Raw genomic sequence first — 19,582 nt, 5'->3', positions numbered from 1 at the left:
AGGAAACATGCCGATCAACAGGGCCGGATCCACCTCCGTCGACGTGCCGCGGGGACTCGCGGGCGTCGTCGTGACCCACACCGAACTGGGTGACGTCAGGGGGCTGGAGGGCTTCTACCACTACCGCCAGTACTCCGCCGTCGAACTCGCGCAGACACGCGGATTCGAGGACGTCTGGCATCTGATGATCAACGGCGGACTGCCGGACGCGGCGCAGCGCTCCGCGTTCACCGCACGGACCGCCCGGCTGCGGTGGCTGCCCGACGAGGTGCGGGCCGTGCTCCCCGCGATCGCCAGGGCGAGCGGCCGCTCCGGCCCCCTGTCGGGTCTGCGCACGGCGCTCTCGCTGCTCGGCGCCCGCGAGGGATTCCTGCCGGTCTACGACATCGACGCGGACCGGCGTCGCGACGACACGATCGCCGCGACCGCGGCCGTCCCCACCCTGGTGACGGCGCTCCACCGGCTGGCCCGTGGCCTGGAACCGGTCGAGCCGCGGGAGGACCTCTCCTACGCCGCCAACTACCTGTACATGTTGACGGGCGCGGAACCGGACGACGCGCGTGCGCGGGCGGTCGAGCAGTACTTGATCTCAACCATTGATCACGGATTCAACGCGTCAACGTTCTCGGCAAGGGTGATCACGTCGACCGGAGCGGACGTGGCCTCGGCGCTGGCGGGGGCCATCGGGGCACTGTCCGGCCCGCTCCACGGCGGAGCGCCGAGCCGCGCCCTCGACACCCTCGACGCGATCGGCACCCCGGACCGCATCGACACATGGATCCGCGAACGAGTCCTCGCCGGTGAGCGCATCATGGGCTTCGGCCACCCCGTCTACCGCACCGAGGACCCGAGGTCGCGCATGCTGCGTGGCGTCGCGCAGCGGTTCGGCGGCCCGCTGGTCGACTTCGCGATCGAGGTCGAGCGGCGCGTGGAGGCCATCCTGGCCGAGCTGAAGCCCGGCCGTGAGCTTCACACGAACGTGGAGTTCTATGCGGGCGTGGTCATGGAGCTCTGCGGCATCCCGCGCGAGATGTTCACCCCGACCTTCGCGGCGGGCCGGGTGGTCGGATGGAGCGCCAACATCCTCGAGCAGGCGCAGGATCCGAAGATCATCCGGCCGGCGGCCCGGTATGTGGGCCCGACGCCTCCGGTCGCTGTGCCCCTGATGGCCTGAGCACCGGACCGGCCGCTCCTCGCGCGCACCGGCCGTCGGGGACGGGCGGCCCCCGGTCGGCGTTGTCCAAGGCGCATTCTCGCCGGCAGGGCATTCACTTGCGCTTCAGCGGTGCCGACGACCGTCCGCTCCGCGGGGTCGCCCCGCCCGTATCCTGGGGCGGCACACACATCTCGTACGGCATGGGAAGGGGCGGACGGTGACCCGGACGCCGAGTCAGCAGCAGATCCCGGTCGTCGTACTCGCGGGCTTCCTCGGCTCGGGCAAGACCACCTTGCTCAACCACCTCCTCCACCACAGCGGGGGCAGCCGTATCGGCGCCATTGTCAACGACTTCGGGGACATCGAGATCGACGCCATGGCCGTCGCCGGGGCGCTCGGGGACTCCACGGTCTCCCTCGGCAACGGATGCCTGTGCTGCGCGGTCGACGTCAGCGAACTCGACCTCTACCTCGACCGCCTCGCCCAGCCCTCCACCGGCATCGACGTCATCGTGATCGAGGCCAGTGGGCTCGCCGAGCCTCAGGAACTCGTCCGCATGGTGCTGGCCAGCGAGCAGTCGCGCGTCGTCTACGGCGGACTCGTCGTGGTCGTCGACGCGGTGGAGTTCGACGCAACGCGCGAGAAGCACCCCGAGACCGACCGACACCTCGCCCTCGCCGATCTCGTCGTCGTCAACAAGACGGACCGTGCCGACGACAGCGAACGGGTCCTGCGGCTCGTCCGCTCGCTCACCGACCGAGCAGCCGTGAACCCTGCCGTCTACGGGCGCATCGACCCCGAGCTCCTCTTCGACTGCCGACCGGCCGAGGAGCGGATCGGGCAGCTGACCTTCGACGATCTCCACCGGCAGGACGGCGGGCAGCATCGCGCGCAGGAGGCCGGCCGGGAAGGTGAGCACGGCGGTCCGGGACTTCACCACGCCCATCTGCACACGGGATACGAGAGTCTCTCCTACGAGTCCGCCGTACCGGCCGAACCGCGACGGCTGCTGGAGTTCCTCGACCGCAGGCCGGAGGGGCTCTACCGGATCAAGGGATACGTGGACTTCGGCGCCGCCGATCCGCGCAACCGCTACGCCGTGCACTCCGTGGGGCGGTTCCTGCGGTTCTACCCGCAGCCCTGGAAGACCGGTGACGAGCGGCTCACCCAGCTCGTCCTGATCGGATCCGGCCTCGACACCGCCGCCCTGCGCAAGGAATTGGAGGCGACGGTGCGCGACGCCGACGCCCCGCCCGCCGGCGACCACAGCATGTGGGGCGTCCTGCGCTACGTCCAGGAGGCCGGGGCTCCCGCGAGCCCCGGCGACCTCGAAGGCTGATCGCGGGCCGGACTACAACGCCCCCGCGACCACCGCGACCGTCTTCGGCAGCGACACGCCCGAACCGTCGCGCCGCGGGTCGAGCTCGGGAAGCTCGGCCGGCGTGCCGTTCTTCTGCGCTGCCCGGGCCGGCGTAGCCCCCGCCCAGGCGAAGGACAGGCAGTCCTCGCCCTTCAGGAACCGCTGGCAGCGCACACCGCCCGTGGCGCGGCCCTTGCGCGGATACTGGTCGAACGGCGTCATCTTGGCCGTCGTCTGCACCGAGTCGTCCAGCGTGCCGCGTGAGCCCGCGACGGTGAAGACCACCGCGTCCACGGCCGGGTCCACCGCCGTGAAGGAGATCACCTTCGCGCCGTCCGTGAGCTTGATGCCCGCCATTCCGCCCGCGGGGCGGCCCTGCGGGCGCACCTGGGACGCCTGGTAGCGCAGCAGCTGGGCGTCGTCCGTGATGAAGACCAGGTCCTCCTCGCCCGTGCGCAGTTCGACCGCACCGACGATCCGGTCGCCCTCCTTGAGGGTGATGACCTCCAACTCGTCCTTGTTCGCCGGGTAGTCGGGAACCACCCGCTTGACGACACCCTGCTCCGTGCCGAGAGCGAGACCTTGGGAGGACTCGTCCAGCGTCGTCAGGCACACCACCGTCTCGTCCGCGTCCAGGGAGACGAACTCCGAGACCGGCGCACCCCCCGACAGGGTCGGCCGTGCCGCCGTGTCCGGCAACTGCGGGAGGTCGATCACGTTCAGCCGCAGCAGCCTTCCGGCGGACGTCACCGCACCCACCTCGCCGCGCGCCGTCGCCGCCACCGCGGACACGATCACATCGTGCTTCGTGCGCTTTCCGTCGGTGTCCTCAGCGAACGGGTCGCCGTTCGCCGTACGCGCCAGCAGGCCCGTCGACGACAACAGCACCCGGCACGGGGCGTCCTCGACCTGGAGCGAGACCACCGGTGCCGGGGCGCCGGAGGACTCCAACAGCACCGTGCGCCGCTCCGTGCCGAACTTCTTGGCCACCGCGGCCAGTTCGGCGGAGACCAGCTTGCGCAGCTCGGCGTCCGACTCCAGGATCCGGGTCAGCTCCTCGATCTCGGCGTTGAGCCGCTCCTTCTCGGACTCCAGCTCGATGCGGTCGTACTTGGTCAGACGTCGCAGGGGAGTGTCGAGGATGTACTGCGTCTGGATGTCGCTCAGCGAGAAGCGCCGCATCAGGCGCTCCTTGGCCTGCGCGGAGTTCTCACTGGAGCGGATCAGACGGATGACCTCGTCGATGTCCACCAGCGCGGTGAGCAGGCCCTCCACGAGGTGCAGCCGGTCGCGCCGCTTGCCGCGGCGGAACTCCGAGCGGCGCCGCACCACGTTGAAGCGGTGGTCGAGGTAGACCTCCAGCAGTTCCTTGAGGCCGAGGGTGAGCGGCTGGCCGTCGACGAGCGCGACGTTGTTGATACCGAAGGACTCCTCCATCGGCGTCAGCTTGTAGAGCTGCTCGAGCACCGCCTCCGGCACGAAACCGTTCTTGATCTCGATCACCAGACGCAGACCGTGCGCGCGGTCGGTCAGATCCTTGACATCGGCGATGCCCTGGAGCTTCTTCGAACCGACCAGGTCCTTGATCTTGGAGATCACCTTCTCCGGGCCGACCGTGAACGGCAGCTCGGTGACGACCAGTCCCTTGCGGCGCGCCGTCACGTCATCCACCGAGACCGTGGCACGGATCTTGAAGGTGCCGCGGCCCGTCTCGTACGCGTCCCGGATGCCCGCGAGGCCGACGATCCGGCCGCCGGTGGGCAGGTCCGGGCCCGGAACGTGCTTCATCAGCGCGTCCAGGTCCGCATTCGGATGGCGGATCAGATGGCGGGCGGCCGCGATGACCTCACCGAGATTGTGCGGCGGCATGTTCGTGGCCATGCCTACGGCGATGCCCGACGAGCCGTTCACCAGGAGGTTCGGGAACGCGGCGGGCAGCGCCACCGGCTCCCGCTCCTGGCCGTCGTAGTTGGGCGCGAAGTCGACCGTGTCCTCGTCGATCGACTCGGTCATCAGGCTCGTCGCCTCGGCCATACGGCACTCGGTGTACCGCATGGCGGCCGGCGGGTCGTCGTTGCCGAGCGAACCGAAGTTGCCGTGGCCGTCGACGAGGGGAACGCGCATCGAGAACGGCTGGGCCAGGCGCACCAGGGCGTCGTAGATCGACGCGTCACCGTGCGGGTGCAGCTTGCCCATGACCTCGCCGACGACACGGGCGCACTTCACATAGCCGCGGTCGGGGCGCAGCCCCATCTCGTTCATCTGGTAGACGATCCGGCGGTGCACCGGCTTGAGGCCGTCACGCGCGTCCGGCAGGGCCCGGGAGTAGATGACCGAGTACGCGTACTCGAGGAAGGAGCCCTGCATCTCGTCGACGACGTCGATGTCGAGGATCTTCTCCTCGTACGAGTCGTCGGGCGGTGGGGTCTTCGTGCTGCGGCGGGCCATTGCTGCCGGCTCCTTCACAGTCTGTGCTGGGCATGAACGATCTGACGCGGACCATTGTGGACCGCGTCGCTGACAACGCGGACCAGCCCCCGTCCTTCTGCGCCTCCGGACCGGCCGGAAGATGCCTTCGTGCCGCCTTCGCGGGTGTCCGTCCGGGGCTGCGTGCCTGCGGCCGGACCGCGCGTTTCGTCCCCCGCCTCCCGTAATCCCGGTCTCGCTCTCGGCGTACGCCGCCCGGGAACTTGTCCATGGGCAGGCCCGGTTGCATACAGTGACAGGACCGGCCGGAAACCGGCGGTTTCCGCTACATCTTCCGCGAGGGAAGGGACGTACATGCCCAAGGGTCACACGGCCACAGCCGAGGCAGGCTCCGGGGGCCTGACAGCGACCGAGCACCGCCTGGCCAACGGCCTGCGCGTGGTGCTCTCCGAGGACCACCTGACCCCGGTCGCGGCGGTGTGCCTCTGGTACGACGTCGGTTCCCGCCACGAGGTCCAGGGCCGCACCGGCCTCGCCCACCTCTTCGAGCACCTGATGTTCCAGGGGTCGGCGCAGGTGAAGGGCAACGGGCACTTCGAGCTGGTGCAGGGCGCCGGCGGTTCGCTGAACGGCACCACCAGCTTCGAGCGCACGAACTACTTCGAGACCATGCCGACCCACCAGCTGGAGCTCGCCCTCTGGCTGGAGGCCGACCGGATGGGCTCCCTGCTCGCCGCTCTCGACGACGAGTCCATGGAGAACCAGCGGGACGTCGTGAAGAACGAGCGCCGCCAGCGCTACGACAACGTCCCGTACGGAACGGCCTTCGAGAAGCTGACCGCCCTCGCCTACCCGGAGGGCCACCCGTACCACCACACGCCGATCGGTTCGATGGCGGACCTGGACGCGGCCACCCTGGAGGACGCGCGGGCGTTCTTCCGCACCTACTACGCTCCCAACAACGCCGTCCTGTCCGTGGTCGGCGACATCGACCCCGAGCAGACCCTCGCCTGGGTGGAGAAGTACTTCGGCTCCATCGCGTCCTACGACGGCAAGCCCCAGCCGCGTGACGGCTCGCTGCCCGACGTCATCGGCGGACAGCTGCGCGAGGTCGTGCGGGAGGAGGTCCCGGCGCGCGCCCTGATGGCCGCCTACCGGCTGCCGCAGGACGGCACGCGCGCGTGCGACGCGGCCGACGTGGCCCTGACCATCATCGGCGGCGGCGAGTCCTCCCGCCTTTACAACCGGCTGGTACGACGTGACCGCACCGCGGTCGCCGCCGGGTTCGGCCTGCTGAGGCTCGCCGCGGCGCCCTCCCTGGGCTGGCTGGACGTGAAGACCTCCGGCGACGTCGAGGTGCCGGTCATCGAGGCGGCGATCGACGAGGAGCTCGCCCGGTTCGCCGAAGAAGGGCCCACGCCCGAGGAGATGGAGCGCGCCCAGGCCCAGCTGGAGCGCGAATGGCTGGACCGTCTCGGCACGGTCGCGGGCCGCGCCGACGAACTGTGCCGTTTCGCCGTGCTGTTCGGTGATCCGCAGCTCGCCCTGACCGCCGTGGACCGCGTCCTGGAGGTCACCGCCGACGAGGTCCGGGAGATCGCCAAGGCCAGGCTGCGCCCGGACAACCGCGCGGTGCTCGTGTACGAACCGGTCGCACCCGGAGCCGAGACCGCCGAAGCAGCAGAGACCACCGCCGCCGAAGGCACCAGCGAAGACGAGGAGTCGGCGAAGTGACCGAGCTCGCGACCATGGACTTCCACCCGCAGCCCCAGCCCGGCGAGGCCCGGCCCTGGGCCTTCCCGGCGCCCGAGCGCGGCGCGCTCGGCAACGGCCTGACCGTGCTGCGCTGCCACCGCCCCGGCCAGCGGGTCGTCGCCGTCGAGGTGATGCTCGACGCGCCCCTGGACGCCGAGCCCGACGGACTCGACGGCGTCGCCACGATCATGGCGCGCGCGTTCTCCGAGGGCACCGACAAGCACTCCGCCGAGGAGTTCGCCGCGGAGCTCGAGCGCTGCGGCGCCACCCTCGACGCGCACGCCGATCACCCCGGCGTGCGCCTGTCCCTCGAAGTGCCGGTCTCCCGCCTGCCGAAGGCACTCGGGCTGCTCGCCGACGCCCTGAGGTCGCCGGCGTTCGAGGACAGCGAGGTGGACCGCCTGGTGCGCAACCGCCTCGACGAGATCCCCCATGAGACCGCCAACCCGGCCCGGCGTGCCGCGAAGGAGCTCTCCAAGGAGCTGTTTCCGGCGTCCTCGCGCATGTCGCGCCCGCGCCAGGGCACCGAGGAGACGGTCTCGCGCATCGACTCCGCCGCCGTCCGCGCCTTCTACGAGCGCCATGTCCGCCCGGCGACCGCCACCGCGGTCGTGGTCGGGGACCTCACCGGGATCGACCTCGACGAGCTGCTCGCGGACACCCTCGGCGCCTGGACGGGAGCCCCCGCCGGCCCGCGTCCCGTGCCGCCGGTGACGGCGGACGACACCGGCCGAGTGATCATCGTGGACCGCCCCGGAGCCGTCCAGACGCAGCTGCTGATCGGCCGGATCGGAGCCGACCGGCATGACCGCGTGTGGCCCCCCCAGGTGCTCGGTACCTACTGTCTGGGCGGGACCCTCACCTCGCGTCTGGACCGGGTCCTGCGCGAGGAGAAGGGCTACACCTACGGGGTGCGGGCGTTCGGTCAGGTGCTGCGCTCCGCGCCCGACGGCACGGGCGCCGCGATGCTGGCCATCAGCGGCTCCGTCGACACGCCGAACACCGGTCCGGCGCTCGACGACCTCTGGAAGGTACTGCGCACGCTGGCGGCCGAGGGCCTGACGGACGCCGAGCGCGATGTCGCCGTGCAGAATCTGGTCGGCGTGGCACCGCTGAAGTTCGAGACGGCCGCCGCCGTCGCGAGCACGCTCGCCGACCAGGTCGAGCAGCACCTTCCGGACGACTTCCAGGCGACGCTGTATCAGGCACTCGCGGCCACCGGCACGGTGGAGGCGACGGCAGCCGTCGTGAACGCGTTCCCCGTGGACCGTCTGGTGACCGTCCTCGTCGGCGATGCCGCGCATATCGAGGAGCCCGTGAGGCAACTGGGCATCGGCGAAGTGAGCGTCGTACCCGCGGAGTAGCAGGACACCACGCACGCTCGGCGGCGCCCCGCGGGGCGCGTGGCCGGGGCCCTGGCGGTCTTTTCACCACCAGGGCCCCGGCCCCGTGTGTTTGTCCGTATTGCCGCGAGGTTGCCTGTCTGCCCTGTGGGATGCGCTACAAACACCGCTGCCGGTTTGGTGTTGGAAAGACGGTCCTTCTAGCGTCGTCCGGGCTGTCCGTCAGGCAGTGCGCCGCACCCGCGGCACCGGACAGCCATCGCCGAGTCCCCGTACGGCGCGAGCCAGGGGAGCCGGGGACCCACCCTGCGCCTTCGCGACCGGAGGCGCCCATGTCCCTGGGGTGAATCGGGCGCAAGCCCGTAGGAGACCTTCCTGCTCCGAACCCGTCAGCTAACCCGGTAGGCGAGAGGGAAGGAAAGGACCAGCCACTTCATGGCGTTCACCTGCGCCACCGGGAAGCACCGTCGTCCCAGCAGCATGAGGCGTACGACCGCGAACGCCGTGGGCGTCGCGGCACTCACCACCACCGGCGTCATCGGCACGCTGTCCGCGCCGGCGCTCGCCGCCGGCGCTCCCGTGGAGCAGACCGGTCTGATGCGGGCCGTCGCTCTCGGGGACTCGGTCGCCGACAAGATCGACGCCCAGGCCGCCGCCCAGAAGCAGGCAGCCGAGCGGAAGCAGGCCGAGGAGGCCGCGCGCAAGCTGGCCGCCAAGGAGCGGGAGGCCAAGGAGCGCGCCGCCCGCGAGGCCGAGCGCCGCCGCCTGAACACCTTCGTGGCGCCGATCTACGGCTCCTATGTCTCCACGGGCTACCGCACCGGTGGATCCCTGTGGTCCTCCGGCGCCCACACCGGCATCGACTTCCACGCCGCCACCGGAACCCCCGTGCACGCCGTGGGCGCCGGCACGGTCGTCGAGACGGGCTGGGGCGGCGCGTACGGCAACCAGATCGTCATCAGGATGAACGACGGCTCCTACACCCAGTACGGCCATCTCTCGTCCATCGGCGTCTCGGTGGGGCAGCGGGTCACCCCGGGCAGCCGGATAGCGCTTTCGGGAGCCACGGGAAACACCACCGGGCCGCACCTGCACTTCGAGGCCCGTACGTCCCCCGAGTACGGCTCGGACATCGACCCCGTCGCCTACCTGCGGTCGCACGGCGTGAACGTCTGACGAACGTTCGTACGTGCACCGTGTGCCGTACCGCGGCGGCCCCGGCTCAGTGCCGGGGCCGTTGTCGTTTCGAACCGCTGTTTGTCCAAAAAATATCCATGGATTCCGGCCCGCCGTCGGAAATTCCGCTCCGCTGCAATAGAGTCGGTTGAACACACGCCGATCGGCGACGTTTCGCGGGAATTAAGGCGGAGGTCGGACATGCGTATTCCGGCGCACGCGGTATGCACGGCGATCCGTGACGACATCGTCTCGGGTGTCCACGCACGCGGCAGCCGGCTCACCGAGGAGCTTCTCGCGCGCCGGTACGGCGTCTCCCGCGTCCCCGTGCGCGAGGCGCTGCGCACACTGGAGGCCGAGGGCTTCGTGGTCACCCGCAGGCACGCCGGCGCGTGCGTGGCGGAACCCACCGATCAGGAGGGCGGCGACCTCCTGGAGATGCGGTTACTCCTGGAGCCGCTCGGTGCCGCGCGGGCCGCGCAGCGCCGCACGGAGGCCCATCTCAAGGTCCTGCGCGGCCTGGTCAGACTGGGTCAGGAGCGGGCCAGGAGGGGCGGCGGCGAGGATCTGCGCTCGCTGGGTGCCTGGTTCCACGAGACGCTCGCCCAGGCCAGCGCGAGCCCCGCGCTGACCTCCGCGCTCGCCCAGCTGCGGCATAAGATCGCCTGGATGTACGTCGTGGAGGCGCCGCTCAGCCCCCTGGAGTCCTGGGCGGAGCACGGCGCCATCGTGGACGCCGTCGCACGCGGCGACGGCGAGCGCGCCCGGGCGATCATGGCTCTCCACGCCGAACGGACGACCGCGGCGCACCGGCTGCGCTTCCCCGGCCGGGCGGGCGGCGCCGACCGCGTGAGGACTTCGAAACACCCCGTAAACATGTAGGGACTCCGGCATTAACGCGGGCGCCGTATACAAAGAGAGGTATTCGCGGCGGCATTCGGTGAGCGGCTCTTCCGGATGTCTTTATTTCCGTGTGCCCGGGAAAACGGGTGGCGTGATTTTCGCGTGCCGCGCGCTTTTGTGCCTTCCTCCGTGCGCCGCCGAATTGCGTGCCGCGCATACGGCGAAGCCGCGCCTTCCCGTGGGCCGACGCGGCTGAGCCGTGGGGGGACGCCCGAGGGCTCCCCAGGGCGCCCGAAGACGCCCGAAAGGCAGATCAGACGGTCTCGGGAAGCTCCTCGAGCCCCTCCGCGACCAGCTTGGCGAGACGGTCCAGAGCGGCGTCCGCACCCTCCGCGTCCGAGGCGAGGACGATCTCCTCGCCACCCTGCGCGCCCAGACCGAGGACCGCGAGCATGGACGCGGCGTTCACGGGGTTGCCGTCGGCCTTGGCGATGGTCACGGGAACTCCGGAGGCCGTGGCCGCCCGGACGAAGATGGAGGCGGGGCGGGCGTGGAGGCCCTCGGCCCAGCCGACGTTGACGCGGCGCTCAGCCATGTGATGCTGCCCTTCAGGTGTTCAGGGTTGTCTAGACCAGTGTTCCATATGTGCAGCGCGCCCAGGAAGGGGTGGCGGTGATGCACCGGGCGGACCCCGGTCCGACCTTCTCAGCCTGCCTCGCGCCACCGCCGGACGCGAGCGAGCCGGAGCCTTAACCTGGGGCGCATGAACCTGGGGCGCATGCAGACCGCGTCGGACCGGCACGAATACCCCGCACACTGGGAAGCCGACGTGGTGCTGCGAGACGGCGGCACCGCGCGCATCCGGCCCATCACCGTCGATGACGCCGAGCGCCTCGTCAGCTTCTACGAGCAGGTCTCGGACGAATCGAAGTACTACCGCTTCTTCGCGCCGTACCCCCGTCTGTCCGCCAAGGACGTCCGCCGCTTCACCCACCACGACTTCGTGGACAGGGTGGGTCTCGCGGCCACCGTGGGCGGCGAGTTCATCGCCACCGTGCGCTACGACCGCATCGGCGACGACGGGATGCCCGCCTCCGCGCCCGCCGACGAGGCCGAGGTCGCCTTCCTGGTGCAGGACGCGCACCAGGGGCGCGGAGTCGCCTCCGCCCTCCTCGAACACATCGCGGCGGTGGCCAGGGAGCGCGGAATCCGCCGGTTCGCCGCGGAGGTACTGCCCGCCAACAGCAAGATGATCAAGGTGTTCACGGACGCCGGGTACCAGCAGAAGCGCAGCTTCGAGGACGGCGTCGTACGCCTGGAATTCGATCTGGAGCCCACGGACCAGTCGCTGGCCGTGCAGCGCGCCCGCGAGCAGCGCGCCGAGGCGCGGTCCGTGCAGCGTCTGCTCGCCCCTGGCTCGGTGGCCGTCATAGGCGCGGGCCGTACGCCAGGGGGAGTGGGCCGGGGCATCCTGGACAATCTGCGGGAGGCCGGATACACAGGCCGCCTGTACGCGGTCAACAGCGGGTTCCCGGAGGGACAGACGGAACTCGACGGGGTGCCCGCCCACCGCTCCGTCCGCGAGATCGCCGAGCCGGTCGACCTCGCCGTGGTGGCCGTGCCCGCCGAGCGGGTGCCGGAGGCCGTCGCCGAGTGCGGCGAGCACGGTGTCCAGGGGCTGGTGGTCATCGCCGCGGGCTACGCCGAGAGCGGCCCAGACGGGCGCGAGCGCCAGCGGGAGCTGGTCCGTCAGGCGCGGTCGTACGGGATGCGGATCATCGGGCCGAACGCCTTCGGGATCATCAACACCTCGCCGCGGGTCCGCCTCAACGCCTCTCTCGCCCCCGAGATGCCGCGCCCCGGCCGCATCGGGCTGTTCGCGCAGTCCGGCGCCATCGGCATCGCCCTGCTGTCCCGCCTGCACCGGCGCGGGGGAGGCGTCACCGGGGTCACCGGGGTGTCGACCTTCGTCTCCTCCGGGAACCGGGCGGACGTCTCGGGCAACGATGTGCTCCAGTACTGGTACGACGACCCGGACACCGATGTCGTCCTGATGTACCTCGAGACCATCGGCAACCCGCGCAAGTTCGCCCGGATCGCCCGGCGCACGGCGGTGGCCAAGCCGCTGGTCGTCGTGCAGGGCGCGCGGCACGGGGGTGCCCCGCAGGGGCACGCCGTACGCGCGACGAGGCTGCCGCACGCCACCGTGTCCGCGCTGCTGCGGCAGGCAGGCGTGATCCGGGTGGACACGATCACCGAACTGGTGGACGCGGGCCTGCTGCTGGCCCGGCAGCCGCTGCCCGCCGGGCCCCGGGTGGCGATCCTCGGGAACTCGGAGTCGCTGGGCCTGCTGACCTACGACGCCTGCCTGGCCGAGGGGCTGCGCCCGCAGTCGCCGCTCGACCTGACGACGGCGGCATCGGCCGAGGACTTCCACCGGGCACTGACCGCGGCGCTCGCCGACGGCTCGTGCGACGCCGTCGTCGTCACGGCGATCCCGGCGCTCGGCGAGACCTCGCCCGACGACGCCACGCTGGCCGAGGCGCTGAGGTCGGCCGCGGCCTCCGCGCCCGCCAAACCGGTGCTCGTGGTGCACGTGGAACTGGGCGGGCTGGCCGAAGCCCTGTCCGCGGCGGCCAGCACATCGCCCCAGGCGCAGCGCGGTGATCAACCCCCGCGTCCGGCGCACCAGCCGCCCGCCCCGGCCGAGGTCCCCGACGAGGCCCGCCTCATCCCCGCCTACCCCGCCGCCGAACGTGCCGTCCGCGCCCTGGCGCAAGCCGTCAAGTACGCCCAGTGGAAGCGGGAGGCCGCGGAGCCCGGAAAGGTGCCCGAGTACGACGACATCGACGAGAAGGGCGCCGCCGTGCTGATCGACGGGCTGCTCGCGCGTGGACAGGGGCTGACACTCGGCAGCGACGAGACCTGCGATCTGCTCATGCGGTACGGCATCCGTGTGCACAGGTCGCTGCCCGCGGCCACGCCCGAAGCGGCCGTCGAGGCGGCCCGCGCGATCGGCTACCCGGTGGCCCTCAAGGCCACCGCCCCCCACCTGCGGCATCGAGCCGATCTGGGCGGGGTGCGGCTCGATCTGGCCGACGAGGAGCAACTGCGGCGGGCCTACTCCGAGTTGACCGGGCTGTTCGGCCCGCCGCAGGAGCTGAGGCCGACGGTCCAGGCCATGGCGCCGCGAGGCGTCGACACGGTCGTACGAGCCGTCATCGACCCGGCGGCCGGCGCCGTGCTGTCGTTCGGGCTCGCGGGCGCAGCCTCGCAGCTCCTCGACGACACCGTGCACCGCTTGATTCCGGTCACCGACCGCGAAGCCACCTCCTTGGTCAGGTCGATCCGGACGGCGCCGCTCCTGTTCGGCTGGCGCGGCTCCGCGCCGGTGGACACCCCCGCGCTCGAAGAGCTCATGCTCCGGTTGTCACGCTTGGTCCACGACCATCCCGAGGTCGTCGCCGTCACCCTGGAGCCCGTGGTCGTAGCCCCGCAAGGCCTGAGCGTCCTCGGGGCCACCGTGCGCCTCGCACCGCCCCCGGCACGCGACGACCTGGGCCCGAGAACGCTTCCGGTGTACTGAGCGGCCACAAGCGGTGCCTCGCAGTCAGTGCGCCCCCGTAGGATGGACGTCATGGCCAAGACCAGTACGACGACCCAGGGGCTGCGCGCGGCGATCGAGCGCAGCGGCTACTACCCGGCTCTCGTGGCCGAGGCCGTGGAAGCCGCGGTGGGCGGCGAGCCCATCCGGTCGTACCTGGTCCACCAGGAGACCACGTTCGACGCCAACGAAGTACGCCGCCACGTGACCGTGCTGGTCCTCACCGGCACCCGCTTCATCGTCAGCCACACCGATGAGCAGGCCGCGGACGACACCTCGCCGACGCCGTACGCGACGACCTCCACCGAATCGGTCAAGATCGGGCGGATCTCGTCGGTCGTCGTCAGCCGCGTCGTCGCCAACCCGGAGTCCTACGCGCCGGGCACGCTGCCCCGCGAGGTCGTCCTCACCATCGGCTGGGGCGCCGTCTCCCGTATCGACCTGGAGCCCGCCGCCTGCGGCGACCCCAATTGCGAGGCGGACCACGGCTACACCGGCAGCTCGACCGCCGACGACCTCAGCCTCCGGGTCAGCGAGGCAGGGGACGGCCCGGAGACGGTGCGCCAGGCTCTCGTCTTCGCGCAGTCCCTGTCCGAGGCGACCGCGGACATCGCACGCTGATGACGCTGACCACCTGGGGCGACCACCCGGAGCCGCTCGCCGTAGACTCCGCGCCGCTGCCCGAGTACGGCACGGGCTCCCTCGCCGATCTCCTGCCCACGCTCGCCGCGGGCATGGGAGTTCCCGGCGGGACCGTGGCCATATCCGAGCTGGCGCCCGCCGACCGTGCCTGCGTCTTCCTGGTCGACGGCCTCGGCTGGGAGCAGCTGAAGGCGCACCCCGACGAGGCTCCCTTCCTGACCTCGCTCCTGGCGTCCTCGCGCGGCGGCACCGGCCGCCCGATCACCGCGGGCTACCCCTCGACCACCGCGACATCGCTCGCCTCCGTCGGCACGGGACTGCCGCCCGGCGCGCACGGTCTGCCCGGCTACACCGCGCGCAACCCGGAGACGGGCGAGCTGATGAACCAGCTCCGTTGGCAGCCCTGGACCGATCCGCACGCATGGCAGCCGTATCCGACGGTCTTCCAGCTCGCCGACGCGGCAGGGGTCCACACGGCGCAGGTGTCCTCCCCGGCCTTCGAGCACACACCGCTGACCAAGGTCGCGCTCAGCGGCGGAACGTTCCTCGGGCGGCTGACCGGCGAGGACCGCATGGACCTGGCGGCCGAGCGGCTCGCCGCCGGGGACCGGTCCCTCGTCTACACGTACTACTCCGAACTCGACGGCTCCGGCCATCGCTTCGGCGTGGACTCGGACGCCTGGCGCGGCCAGCTGATGTGCGTGGACCGGCTCGTCCAGCGGCTGGCCGAGCAGCTTCCGCCGCGCACCGCCCTGTATGTCACCGCCGACCACGGAATGATCGACATCCCGTTCGACGAGCAGCACCGTATCGACTTCGACGAGGACTGGGAGCTGCGCGCCGGGGTCGCTCTGCTCGGCGGCGAGGGACGCGCCCGGCACGTGTACGCGGTGCCCGGTGCCGCCGGCGATGTCCTCGCCTGCTGGCGTGAGGTGCTCGGCGAGCAGTTCTGGGTGGCTTCGCGCGACGAGGCGATCGAGGCGGGCTGGTTCGGCCCGCACATCGACGAGCGGGTGTACGGGCGCATCGGCGATGTACTGGCCGCGGCCCGCGACGACGTGCTCATCATCGCGTCCGAGCGGGAGCCGAGGGAGTCGGCGATGGTCGGCAACCACGGCTCGCTGACCCCCGTGGAACAGCTGGTCCCGCTGCTGGAAATCCGCACCTGAGCACTGCGTTGAACTCCCGAAGTCCCCGAAGTCCCCGAAGTCCCCGAAGTCCCTGAAAGGTTCCCGACCATCCCATGCCCGAGCTGGCGTTTTTCTCTGGAACGATGGACTGCGGGAAGTCGACCCTGGCGCTTCAGATCGCGCACAACCGTTCCGCTCGCGGTCTGCAGAGCGTGATCTTCACGAGGGACGACCGTGCGGGGACGGGCAAGCTTTCGTCGCGCCTGGGGCTGGTGACCGAGGCGGTGGAGGCCGCGCCCGAGCTGGATCTGTATGCGTTCGTGGTGGAGTGCCTGTCGCGGGGCGGCAAGGTCGACTACGTCATCGTGGACGAAGCCCAGTTCCTGCTGACGGAGCAGATCGACCAGCTGGCCCGGATCGTCGACGATCTGGATCTCGACGTGTTCGCGTTCGGCATCACCACGGACTTCCGCACCAGGCTGTTCCCGGGTTCGCAGCGGCTGATAGAGCTGGCGGACCGGGTCGAGACGCTCCAGGTCGAGGCGATGTGCTGGTGCGGGGCACGGGCCACCCACAACGCGCGCACGGTCGACGGCGAGATGGTCGTCGAGGGCGAGCAGGTCGTGGTGGGCGACGTCGGCGGGGCCGCGGAGATCATCGGGTACGAGGTGCTGTGCCGGCGCCATCACCGCAAGCGGATGACGAGCGCGACGGCCCGAGCGGCGGCCCTGTCGCCCGACGTACTGCCGGTCACGTCGGGTTGACCTGAGCGGCTTCGCGCGCGGGTGGTCCGCCGACAGCACGACGGCAGCCGGCTGCGCATCATCGGCCGGCCGGAGTTCCGGCCTCCGGCGCGCTGAGGCCGTCAACGAGGAGGCGGCGCGTCAGCCGAGCGGGCTGACCACCGAGAACGTCGCGCCCTCCGGGTCCGCCACCGTGATCATGCGGCCCAGGGCCGTGGTGCACAGGGCCCGGACGATGTGGCCGCCCAGCTCGGCGGCCCGCTCGGCCGTCTTGTCGGCGTCCGAGACCTGGAAGTACGTCATCCAGTGCGCGCCCCGGTCCCGGGGCAGCGTGTGCCCGACGCCGTGGATGCCGGCCACCGGGCGGCCATCGACATGGAGGGTCACATAGTCGAAGTCGGGTGAGACGACGGGCTCCTCCTCGTAGCCGAAGACGGTCTGGTAGAACTTCGCGACACCCGCCGTGTCGTAGGTGAGCAGCTCGTTCCATACGGGGGTGCCGCTGACGCCCGTCAGACCCGTGCCGAGGTGATCGGCTGCCTGCCAGATGCCGAACACCGCCCCGGCCGGGTCGCAGGCGATGGCCAGCCGCCCGGCCTCGGCCGCGTCCAGGGGCCCTACGCCGACGGTGCCGCCGCAGCTGCGAACCTGCTCGGCGGTCGCGTCGACGTCGTGCGAGCCGAGGTACGGAGTCCAGGCGATCGGCAGATGGCGGTCCAGCGGCAGCCGGCCGATTCCGGCCACCTCGTAGCCGTCCAGAAGGGCCCGCACATACGGCCCCAGGGGCTGCGGTCCCGGCCGGAAGTCCCAGCCGAACAGCGCTCGGTAGAAGTCCTGGGTCGGGGCCATCGCGTGCACCATCAGACTCACCCAGCACGGTGTGCCGGGCGCATGCCTCTTGTGCGTCGTGCCGCTCGGGCCCGCCGACCCCCGTGCCTCGGTCATGGTCACTCTCCTCGGCCCTCGGCCCCTCAAGGCGGCCGTTTCTCTTCCGCCCGTGCGTCCATGCGCCGCGCCCGCGTATGCGCACGCATCGAGCCGACGCCCGCGTCACCGGTCGCGCCGTGCGCTCCGGCCGCGTCGTCCCACGGCCCTCATGATCGGAGAATGCCCGCTGCCAGGTGGATCATCCGTTTCGAGGAGATTGCCGTGTGCTGTCCATCGGCTGCACAGCATGTGCCCGGCCCCGTACATCGGGTGAGCGAACCCGTCCGGCGGAGCAGGGTAGCCGGACCCGGGCGACTCGGCCACCCTGTGCGCGAGGATGGGGGCCATGAAGGCCATCATCTCCGCATCCGAACTCGCGAGCGACTTGGCGGGACCGCAGCCCCCGACGCTCCTGGACGTGCGCTGGCAGCTGACCACCGCCACCGCGGGCGGCGCCCCTCCTTTCGACGGCCGGGCCGCCCACGCCGCCGGGCACATTCCGGGCGCCGTCTTTGTGGACCTGGACGCCGACCTCGCGGATCCGCCCGGTCCCGGCGGACGGCATCCGCTGCCCGGCACGGAGCGTTTCGGCGCGGCCATGCGCGCCGCCGGTGTCCGTACGGACCGGCCCGTCGTCGTGTACGACGGCGGTCAGGGCTGGGCCGCCGCCCGCGCGTGGTGGATGCTGCGCTGGACGGGTCACCCGGATGTGCGGGTCCTCGACGGCGGGTTCGCCGCCTGGGAGGGGGCGTCCGCCTCCGGGCCCGAGGAGCCGGCACCCGGCGACTTCCGGCCGGCGCCGGGTGCGCTGCCGCTGCTGGACGCGGACGGCGCCGCGGCGCTCGCCCGGAGCGGGCTGCTCCTGGACGCGCGCGCCGGTGAGCGCTACCGGGGTGAGGTCGAGCCGATCGATCCGGTGGGCGGGCACATCCCGGGTGCGGTCTCGGCGCCGACGTCGCAGAACACGACCGCGAACGGCCTCTTCCTGACCGCCTCGGAACTCGCCGACCGCTTCAAGTCGCTGGGCGCCACGGAAGGCACCGAGGTCGGCGTCTACTGCGGTTCGGGCGTCTCCGCGGCGCACCAGGTGCTGGCGCTCGCGATCGCCGGGATTCCGGCCGCGCTGTACGCGGGGTCGTGGTCGCAGTGGTCGGCGGACAAGGACCGCCCCGTGGCGGTGGGCCCCGACCCGCAGTGAACACAGGGGCGGGGTCCGGCGCGACCGCGCGGACCCCGCCCGTTGCGAGTCCGGTTACTCCTGCTTCTTGCGCCGCGTCCCGAAGACGATCTCGTCCCAGCTCGGGACCGCCGCCCTGCGGCCGGGCCTGACCCCGTCCGCCTCGGCCTGGCGGTCCGTCGCGCCGATCAGCCGGTCGCGATGGCTGGCGACCGTGCGCGGCATCAGGACGTCCGCGTACGCGGAACCGGCCGAGGCCGCCGGCGCGGGCGGCTCCTCCACCTCGGGCTCCTGCGTGGGCTCGTCCTGCGGTTCCGCCGGCCGCTCGGGCACCACCAGGTCGCCGCGGAAGCTCGGCACCGCCTCCAGGAGGCTGGTGAGCGAGTCCCGCTCGGCGGTGGTCTCCTCGGCGGGCTCGGACGACTGCGCCGGGAGGACCGGGCGCTCCATCTGGCGCTCGAGGGCGCGGTCCATCCGGCCCTCGCGCGGCAGCCGGGCGATCCGCGGCACGAAGGGGTAGCTCGGCTCGGGGGCCGCGAGGTCGTCGGACTCGCCGATCAGCGAGCGTGCCTCGGCGTCGACCGCCTGGACGAGCCGCCGCGGCGGGTCGTACGTCCAGCTCGCGGAGTGCGGTTCACCCGCGACGAGGTAGACCAGCAGCACTTCCCAGGTGCCGTCGTCGCGGCGCCAGGAGTCCCACTGGACGGTGTCCTTCTCGGCGCCGCGCATCATCAGCCGCTCCTGCACGGCCTCGCCCAGCTGGGGGCCGGCGTTCTCACCGGGGCGGCGTACGGGTGTCTTGCGGGCCCGCTCGGCCATGAAGGCGCGCTCGGCCAGCACGGGTCCCTCGAAACGGCGGACGCGGTCGACGGGAATCCCGGCGAGCTGCGCCACCTCTTCGGCGGACGCTCCGGCACGTATACGCGCCTGGATGTCCCGTGGGCGGAGATGGCTCTCCACCTCGATCTCGATCTGGCCGAGGCGGGGGCGGTCGCCGCGCACGGCGGCGCGGAGCCGTTCGTCGATGGGAAGCGTGTACTCCGTGCTGTCCGCAGCTTTGAGCACCAGCCGTGTGCCGTCATTGGAGACGGCCACGACACGCAGTTCGGGCATGGGGACCTCCCGGGTGGTGCCTGCCGACGTCACGTGCGTCGCTGCTTCCGCTAGTCGTCGAGTGTGGCCTGCCCGGGTGCAGCCTGCCACAACCTTGCCGAGGTGCCCGGCGTGTCGGGCACGGGCCCTGGGCCGCCGTTATGGCACGGTTACCTATTCGCAACGCTAAGTGACGAACTCCGTCAC

15 protein-coding genes and 1 riboswitch are annotated in these 19,582 nt (G+C 71.5%); of the genes, 11 read left to right on the top strand and 4 right to left on the bottom strand.

Annotated elements, in window-relative coordinates:
- Nucleotides 1-7 precede the first annotated feature (7 nt).
- Nucleotides 8-1,174, top strand: coding sequence for a citrate synthase/methylcitrate synthase (locus ABZ845_RS22860; protein ID WP_360982512.1), 1,167 nt, complete (start codon nucleotides 8-10; stop codon nucleotides 1,172-1,174).
- Between the two features lie 199 nt (nucleotides 1,175-1,373).
- Nucleotides 1,374-2,495 (top strand): GTP-binding protein, encoded by a 1,122-nt coding sequence (locus ABZ845_RS22855; protein ID WP_360982510.1) that lies wholly within the window; start codon nucleotides 1,374-1,376, stop codon nucleotides 2,493-2,495.
- Nucleotides 2,496-2,507: 12 nt separating this feature from the next.
- Here ABZ845_RS22855 and ABZ845_RS22850 read toward each other — a convergent pair whose 3' ends face one another.
- Nucleotides 2,508-4,964: a DNA topoisomerase IV subunit A gene (locus ABZ845_RS22850; RefSeq protein ID WP_360982508.1), complete on the bottom strand. Its 2,457-nt coding sequence runs from the start codon at nucleotides 4,962-4,964 to the stop codon at nucleotides 2,508-2,510.
- A gap of 333 nt (nucleotides 4,965-5,297) precedes the next feature.
- Between ABZ845_RS22850 and ABZ845_RS22845 the strand changes: the two genes are divergently transcribed.
- The 4 genes from ABZ845_RS22845 (at nucleotide 5,298) to ABZ845_RS22830 (ending at nucleotide 10,099) form a co-directional block, all read left to right on the top strand.
- Nucleotides 5,298-6,677 carry a pitrilysin family protein gene (locus ABZ845_RS22845; RefSeq protein ID WP_360982506.1) on the top strand — a complete coding sequence of 460 codons (1,380 nt, stop codon included), beginning with the start codon at nucleotides 5,298-5,300 and terminating at the stop codon, nucleotides 6,675-6,677.
- Nucleotides 6,674-8,062, top strand: a complete 1,389-nt coding sequence (locus ABZ845_RS22840; RefSeq protein ID WP_360982504.1) for a pitrilysin family protein — start codon at nucleotides 6,674-6,676, stop codon at nucleotides 8,060-8,062. The genes ABZ845_RS22845 and ABZ845_RS22840 overlap by 4 nt, the downstream gene beginning before the upstream one ends.
- Nucleotides 8,063-8,291: 229 nt before the next feature.
- Nucleotides 8,292-8,464: riboswitch (cyclic di-AMP (ydaO/yuaA leader) on the top strand.
- 12 nt (nucleotides 8,465-8,476) lie between these two features.
- Entirely contained in the window at nucleotides 8,477-9,217 is a 741-nt protein-coding gene (locus tag ABZ845_RS22835) for a M23 family metallopeptidase (protein WP_360982502.1), read from the top strand.
- 201 nt (nucleotides 9,218-9,418) lie between these two features.
- Nucleotides 9,419-10,099, top strand: a complete 681-nt coding sequence (locus tag ABZ845_RS22830; protein WP_360982500.1) for a GntR family transcriptional regulator — start codon at nucleotides 9,419-9,421, stop codon at nucleotides 10,097-10,099.
- A 274-nt stretch (nucleotides 10,100-10,373) separates the two neighbouring features.
- Here the strand turns inward: ABZ845_RS22830 and ABZ845_RS22825 are convergent, their stop codons facing one another.
- On the bottom strand, nucleotides 10,374-10,655 hold the full coding sequence (locus ABZ845_RS22825) for an HPr family phosphocarrier protein (RefSeq protein ID WP_003981826.1): 282 nt from the start codon (nucleotides 10,653-10,655) through the stop codon (nucleotides 10,374-10,376).
- Between the two features lie 183 nt (nucleotides 10,656-10,838).
- On the opposite strand from ABZ845_RS22825, the gene ABZ845_RS22820 reads away from it, so the two are divergent.
- From ABZ845_RS22820 to ABZ845_RS22805, 4 genes are all read left to right on the top strand, one after another.
- Nucleotides 10,839-13,646 carry a GNAT family N-acetyltransferase gene (locus ABZ845_RS22820; protein ID WP_360982577.1) on the top strand — a complete coding sequence of 936 codons (2,808 nt, stop codon included), beginning with the start codon at nucleotides 10,839-10,841 and terminating at the stop codon, nucleotides 13,644-13,646.
- Between the two features lie 51 nt (nucleotides 13,647-13,697).
- Nucleotides 13,698-14,285, top strand: a complete 588-nt coding sequence (locus ABZ845_RS22815) for a DUF5998 family protein (protein ID WP_360982497.1) — start codon at nucleotides 13,698-13,700, stop codon at nucleotides 14,283-14,285.
- Nucleotides 14,285-15,475, top strand: coding sequence for a nucleotide pyrophosphatase/phosphodiesterase family protein (locus ABZ845_RS22810; RefSeq protein WP_360982496.1), 1,191 nt, complete (start codon nucleotides 14,285-14,287; stop codon nucleotides 15,473-15,475). Before ABZ845_RS22815 ends, ABZ845_RS22810 begins: the two co-directional genes overlap by 1 nt.
- A 74-nt stretch (nucleotides 15,476-15,549) precedes the next feature.
- Nucleotides 15,550-16,200, top strand: coding sequence for a thymidine kinase (locus ABZ845_RS22805; RefSeq protein WP_360982494.1), 651 nt, complete (start codon nucleotides 15,550-15,552; stop codon nucleotides 16,198-16,200).
- Between the two features lie 120 nt (nucleotides 16,201-16,320).
- Here ABZ845_RS22805 and ABZ845_RS22800 read toward each other — a convergent pair whose 3' ends face one another.
- Nucleotides 16,321-17,124: a VOC family protein gene (locus ABZ845_RS22800; protein WP_360982492.1), complete on the bottom strand. Its 804-nt coding sequence runs from the start codon at nucleotides 17,122-17,124 to the stop codon at nucleotides 16,321-16,323.
- A 328-nt stretch (nucleotides 17,125-17,452) separates the two neighbouring features.
- Here ABZ845_RS22800 and ABZ845_RS22795 point away from each other — a divergent pair, with 328 nt between their 5' ends.
- A complete protein-coding gene (locus ABZ845_RS22795) occupies nucleotides 17,453-18,304 on the top strand; it encodes a sulfurtransferase (protein ID WP_360982490.1) in 852 nt (283 codons plus the stop codon).
- A 54-nt stretch (nucleotides 18,305-18,358) separates the two neighbouring features.
- Here the strand turns inward: ABZ845_RS22795 and sepH are convergent, their stop codons facing one another.
- Entirely contained in the window at nucleotides 18,359-19,396 is a 1,038-nt protein-coding gene (gene sepH / locus ABZ845_RS22790; protein ID WP_360982488.1) for a septation protein SepH, read from the bottom strand.
- Nucleotides 19,397-19,582: the final 186 nt, after the last annotated feature.

The sequence above is a fragment of the Streptomyces sp. NPDC047022 genome, assembly GCF_040644155.1.
Taxonomy (GTDB): domain Bacteria; phylum Actinomycetota; class Actinomycetes; order Streptomycetales; family Streptomycetaceae; genus Streptomyces.
This window is presented reverse-complemented; position numbering and strand designations above follow the sequence as displayed.

Excerpts from the sequence above, each read along its gene's own strand:
- ABZ845_RS22860 (WP_360982512.1), top strand. The coding sequence starts at position 8 with ATGCCGATCAACAGGGCCGGATCCACCTCCGTCGACGTGCCGCGGGGA.
- ABZ845_RS22850 (WP_360982508.1), bottom strand. The coding sequence starts at position 4,964 with ATGGCCCGCCGCAGCACGAAGACCCCACCGCCCGACGACTCGTACGAG.
- ABZ845_RS22845 (WP_360982506.1), top strand. The coding sequence starts at position 5,298 with ATGCCCAAGGGTCACACGGCCACAGCCGAGGCAGGCTCCGGGGGCCTG.
- ABZ845_RS22835 (WP_360982502.1), top strand. The coding sequence starts at position 8,477 with ATGGCGTTCACCTGCGCCACCGGGAAGCACCGTCGTCCCAGCAGCATG.
- ABZ845_RS22830 (WP_360982500.1), top strand. The coding sequence starts at position 9,419 with ATGCGTATTCCGGCGCACGCGGTATGCACGGCGATCCGTGACGACATC.
- ABZ845_RS22825 (WP_003981826.1), bottom strand. The coding sequence starts at position 10,655 with ATGGCTGAGCGCCGCGTCAACGTCGGCTGGGCCGAGGGCCTCCACGCC.
- ABZ845_RS22820 (WP_360982577.1), top strand. The coding sequence starts at position 10,839 with ATGCAGACCGCGTCGGACCGGCACGAATACCCCGCACACTGGGAAGCC.
- ABZ845_RS22815 (WP_360982497.1), top strand. The coding sequence starts at position 13,698 with ATGGCCAAGACCAGTACGACGACCCAGGGGCTGCGCGCGGCGATCGAG.
- ABZ845_RS22810 (WP_360982496.1), top strand. The coding sequence starts at position 14,285 with ATGACGCTGACCACCTGGGGCGACCACCCGGAGCCGCTCGCCGTAGAC.
- ABZ845_RS22805 (WP_360982494.1), top strand. The coding sequence starts at position 15,550 with ATGCCCGAGCTGGCGTTTTTCTCTGGAACGATGGACTGCGGGAAGTCG.
- ABZ845_RS22800 (WP_360982492.1), bottom strand. The coding sequence starts at position 17,124 with ATGACCGAGGCACGGGGGTCGGCGGGCCCGAGCGGCACGACGCACAAG.
- ABZ845_RS22795 (WP_360982490.1), top strand. The coding sequence starts at position 17,453 with ATGAAGGCCATCATCTCCGCATCCGAACTCGCGAGCGACTTGGCGGGA.
- sepH (WP_360982488.1), bottom strand. The coding sequence starts at position 19,396 with ATGCCCGAACTGCGTGTCGTGGCCGTCTCCAATGACGGCACACGGCTG.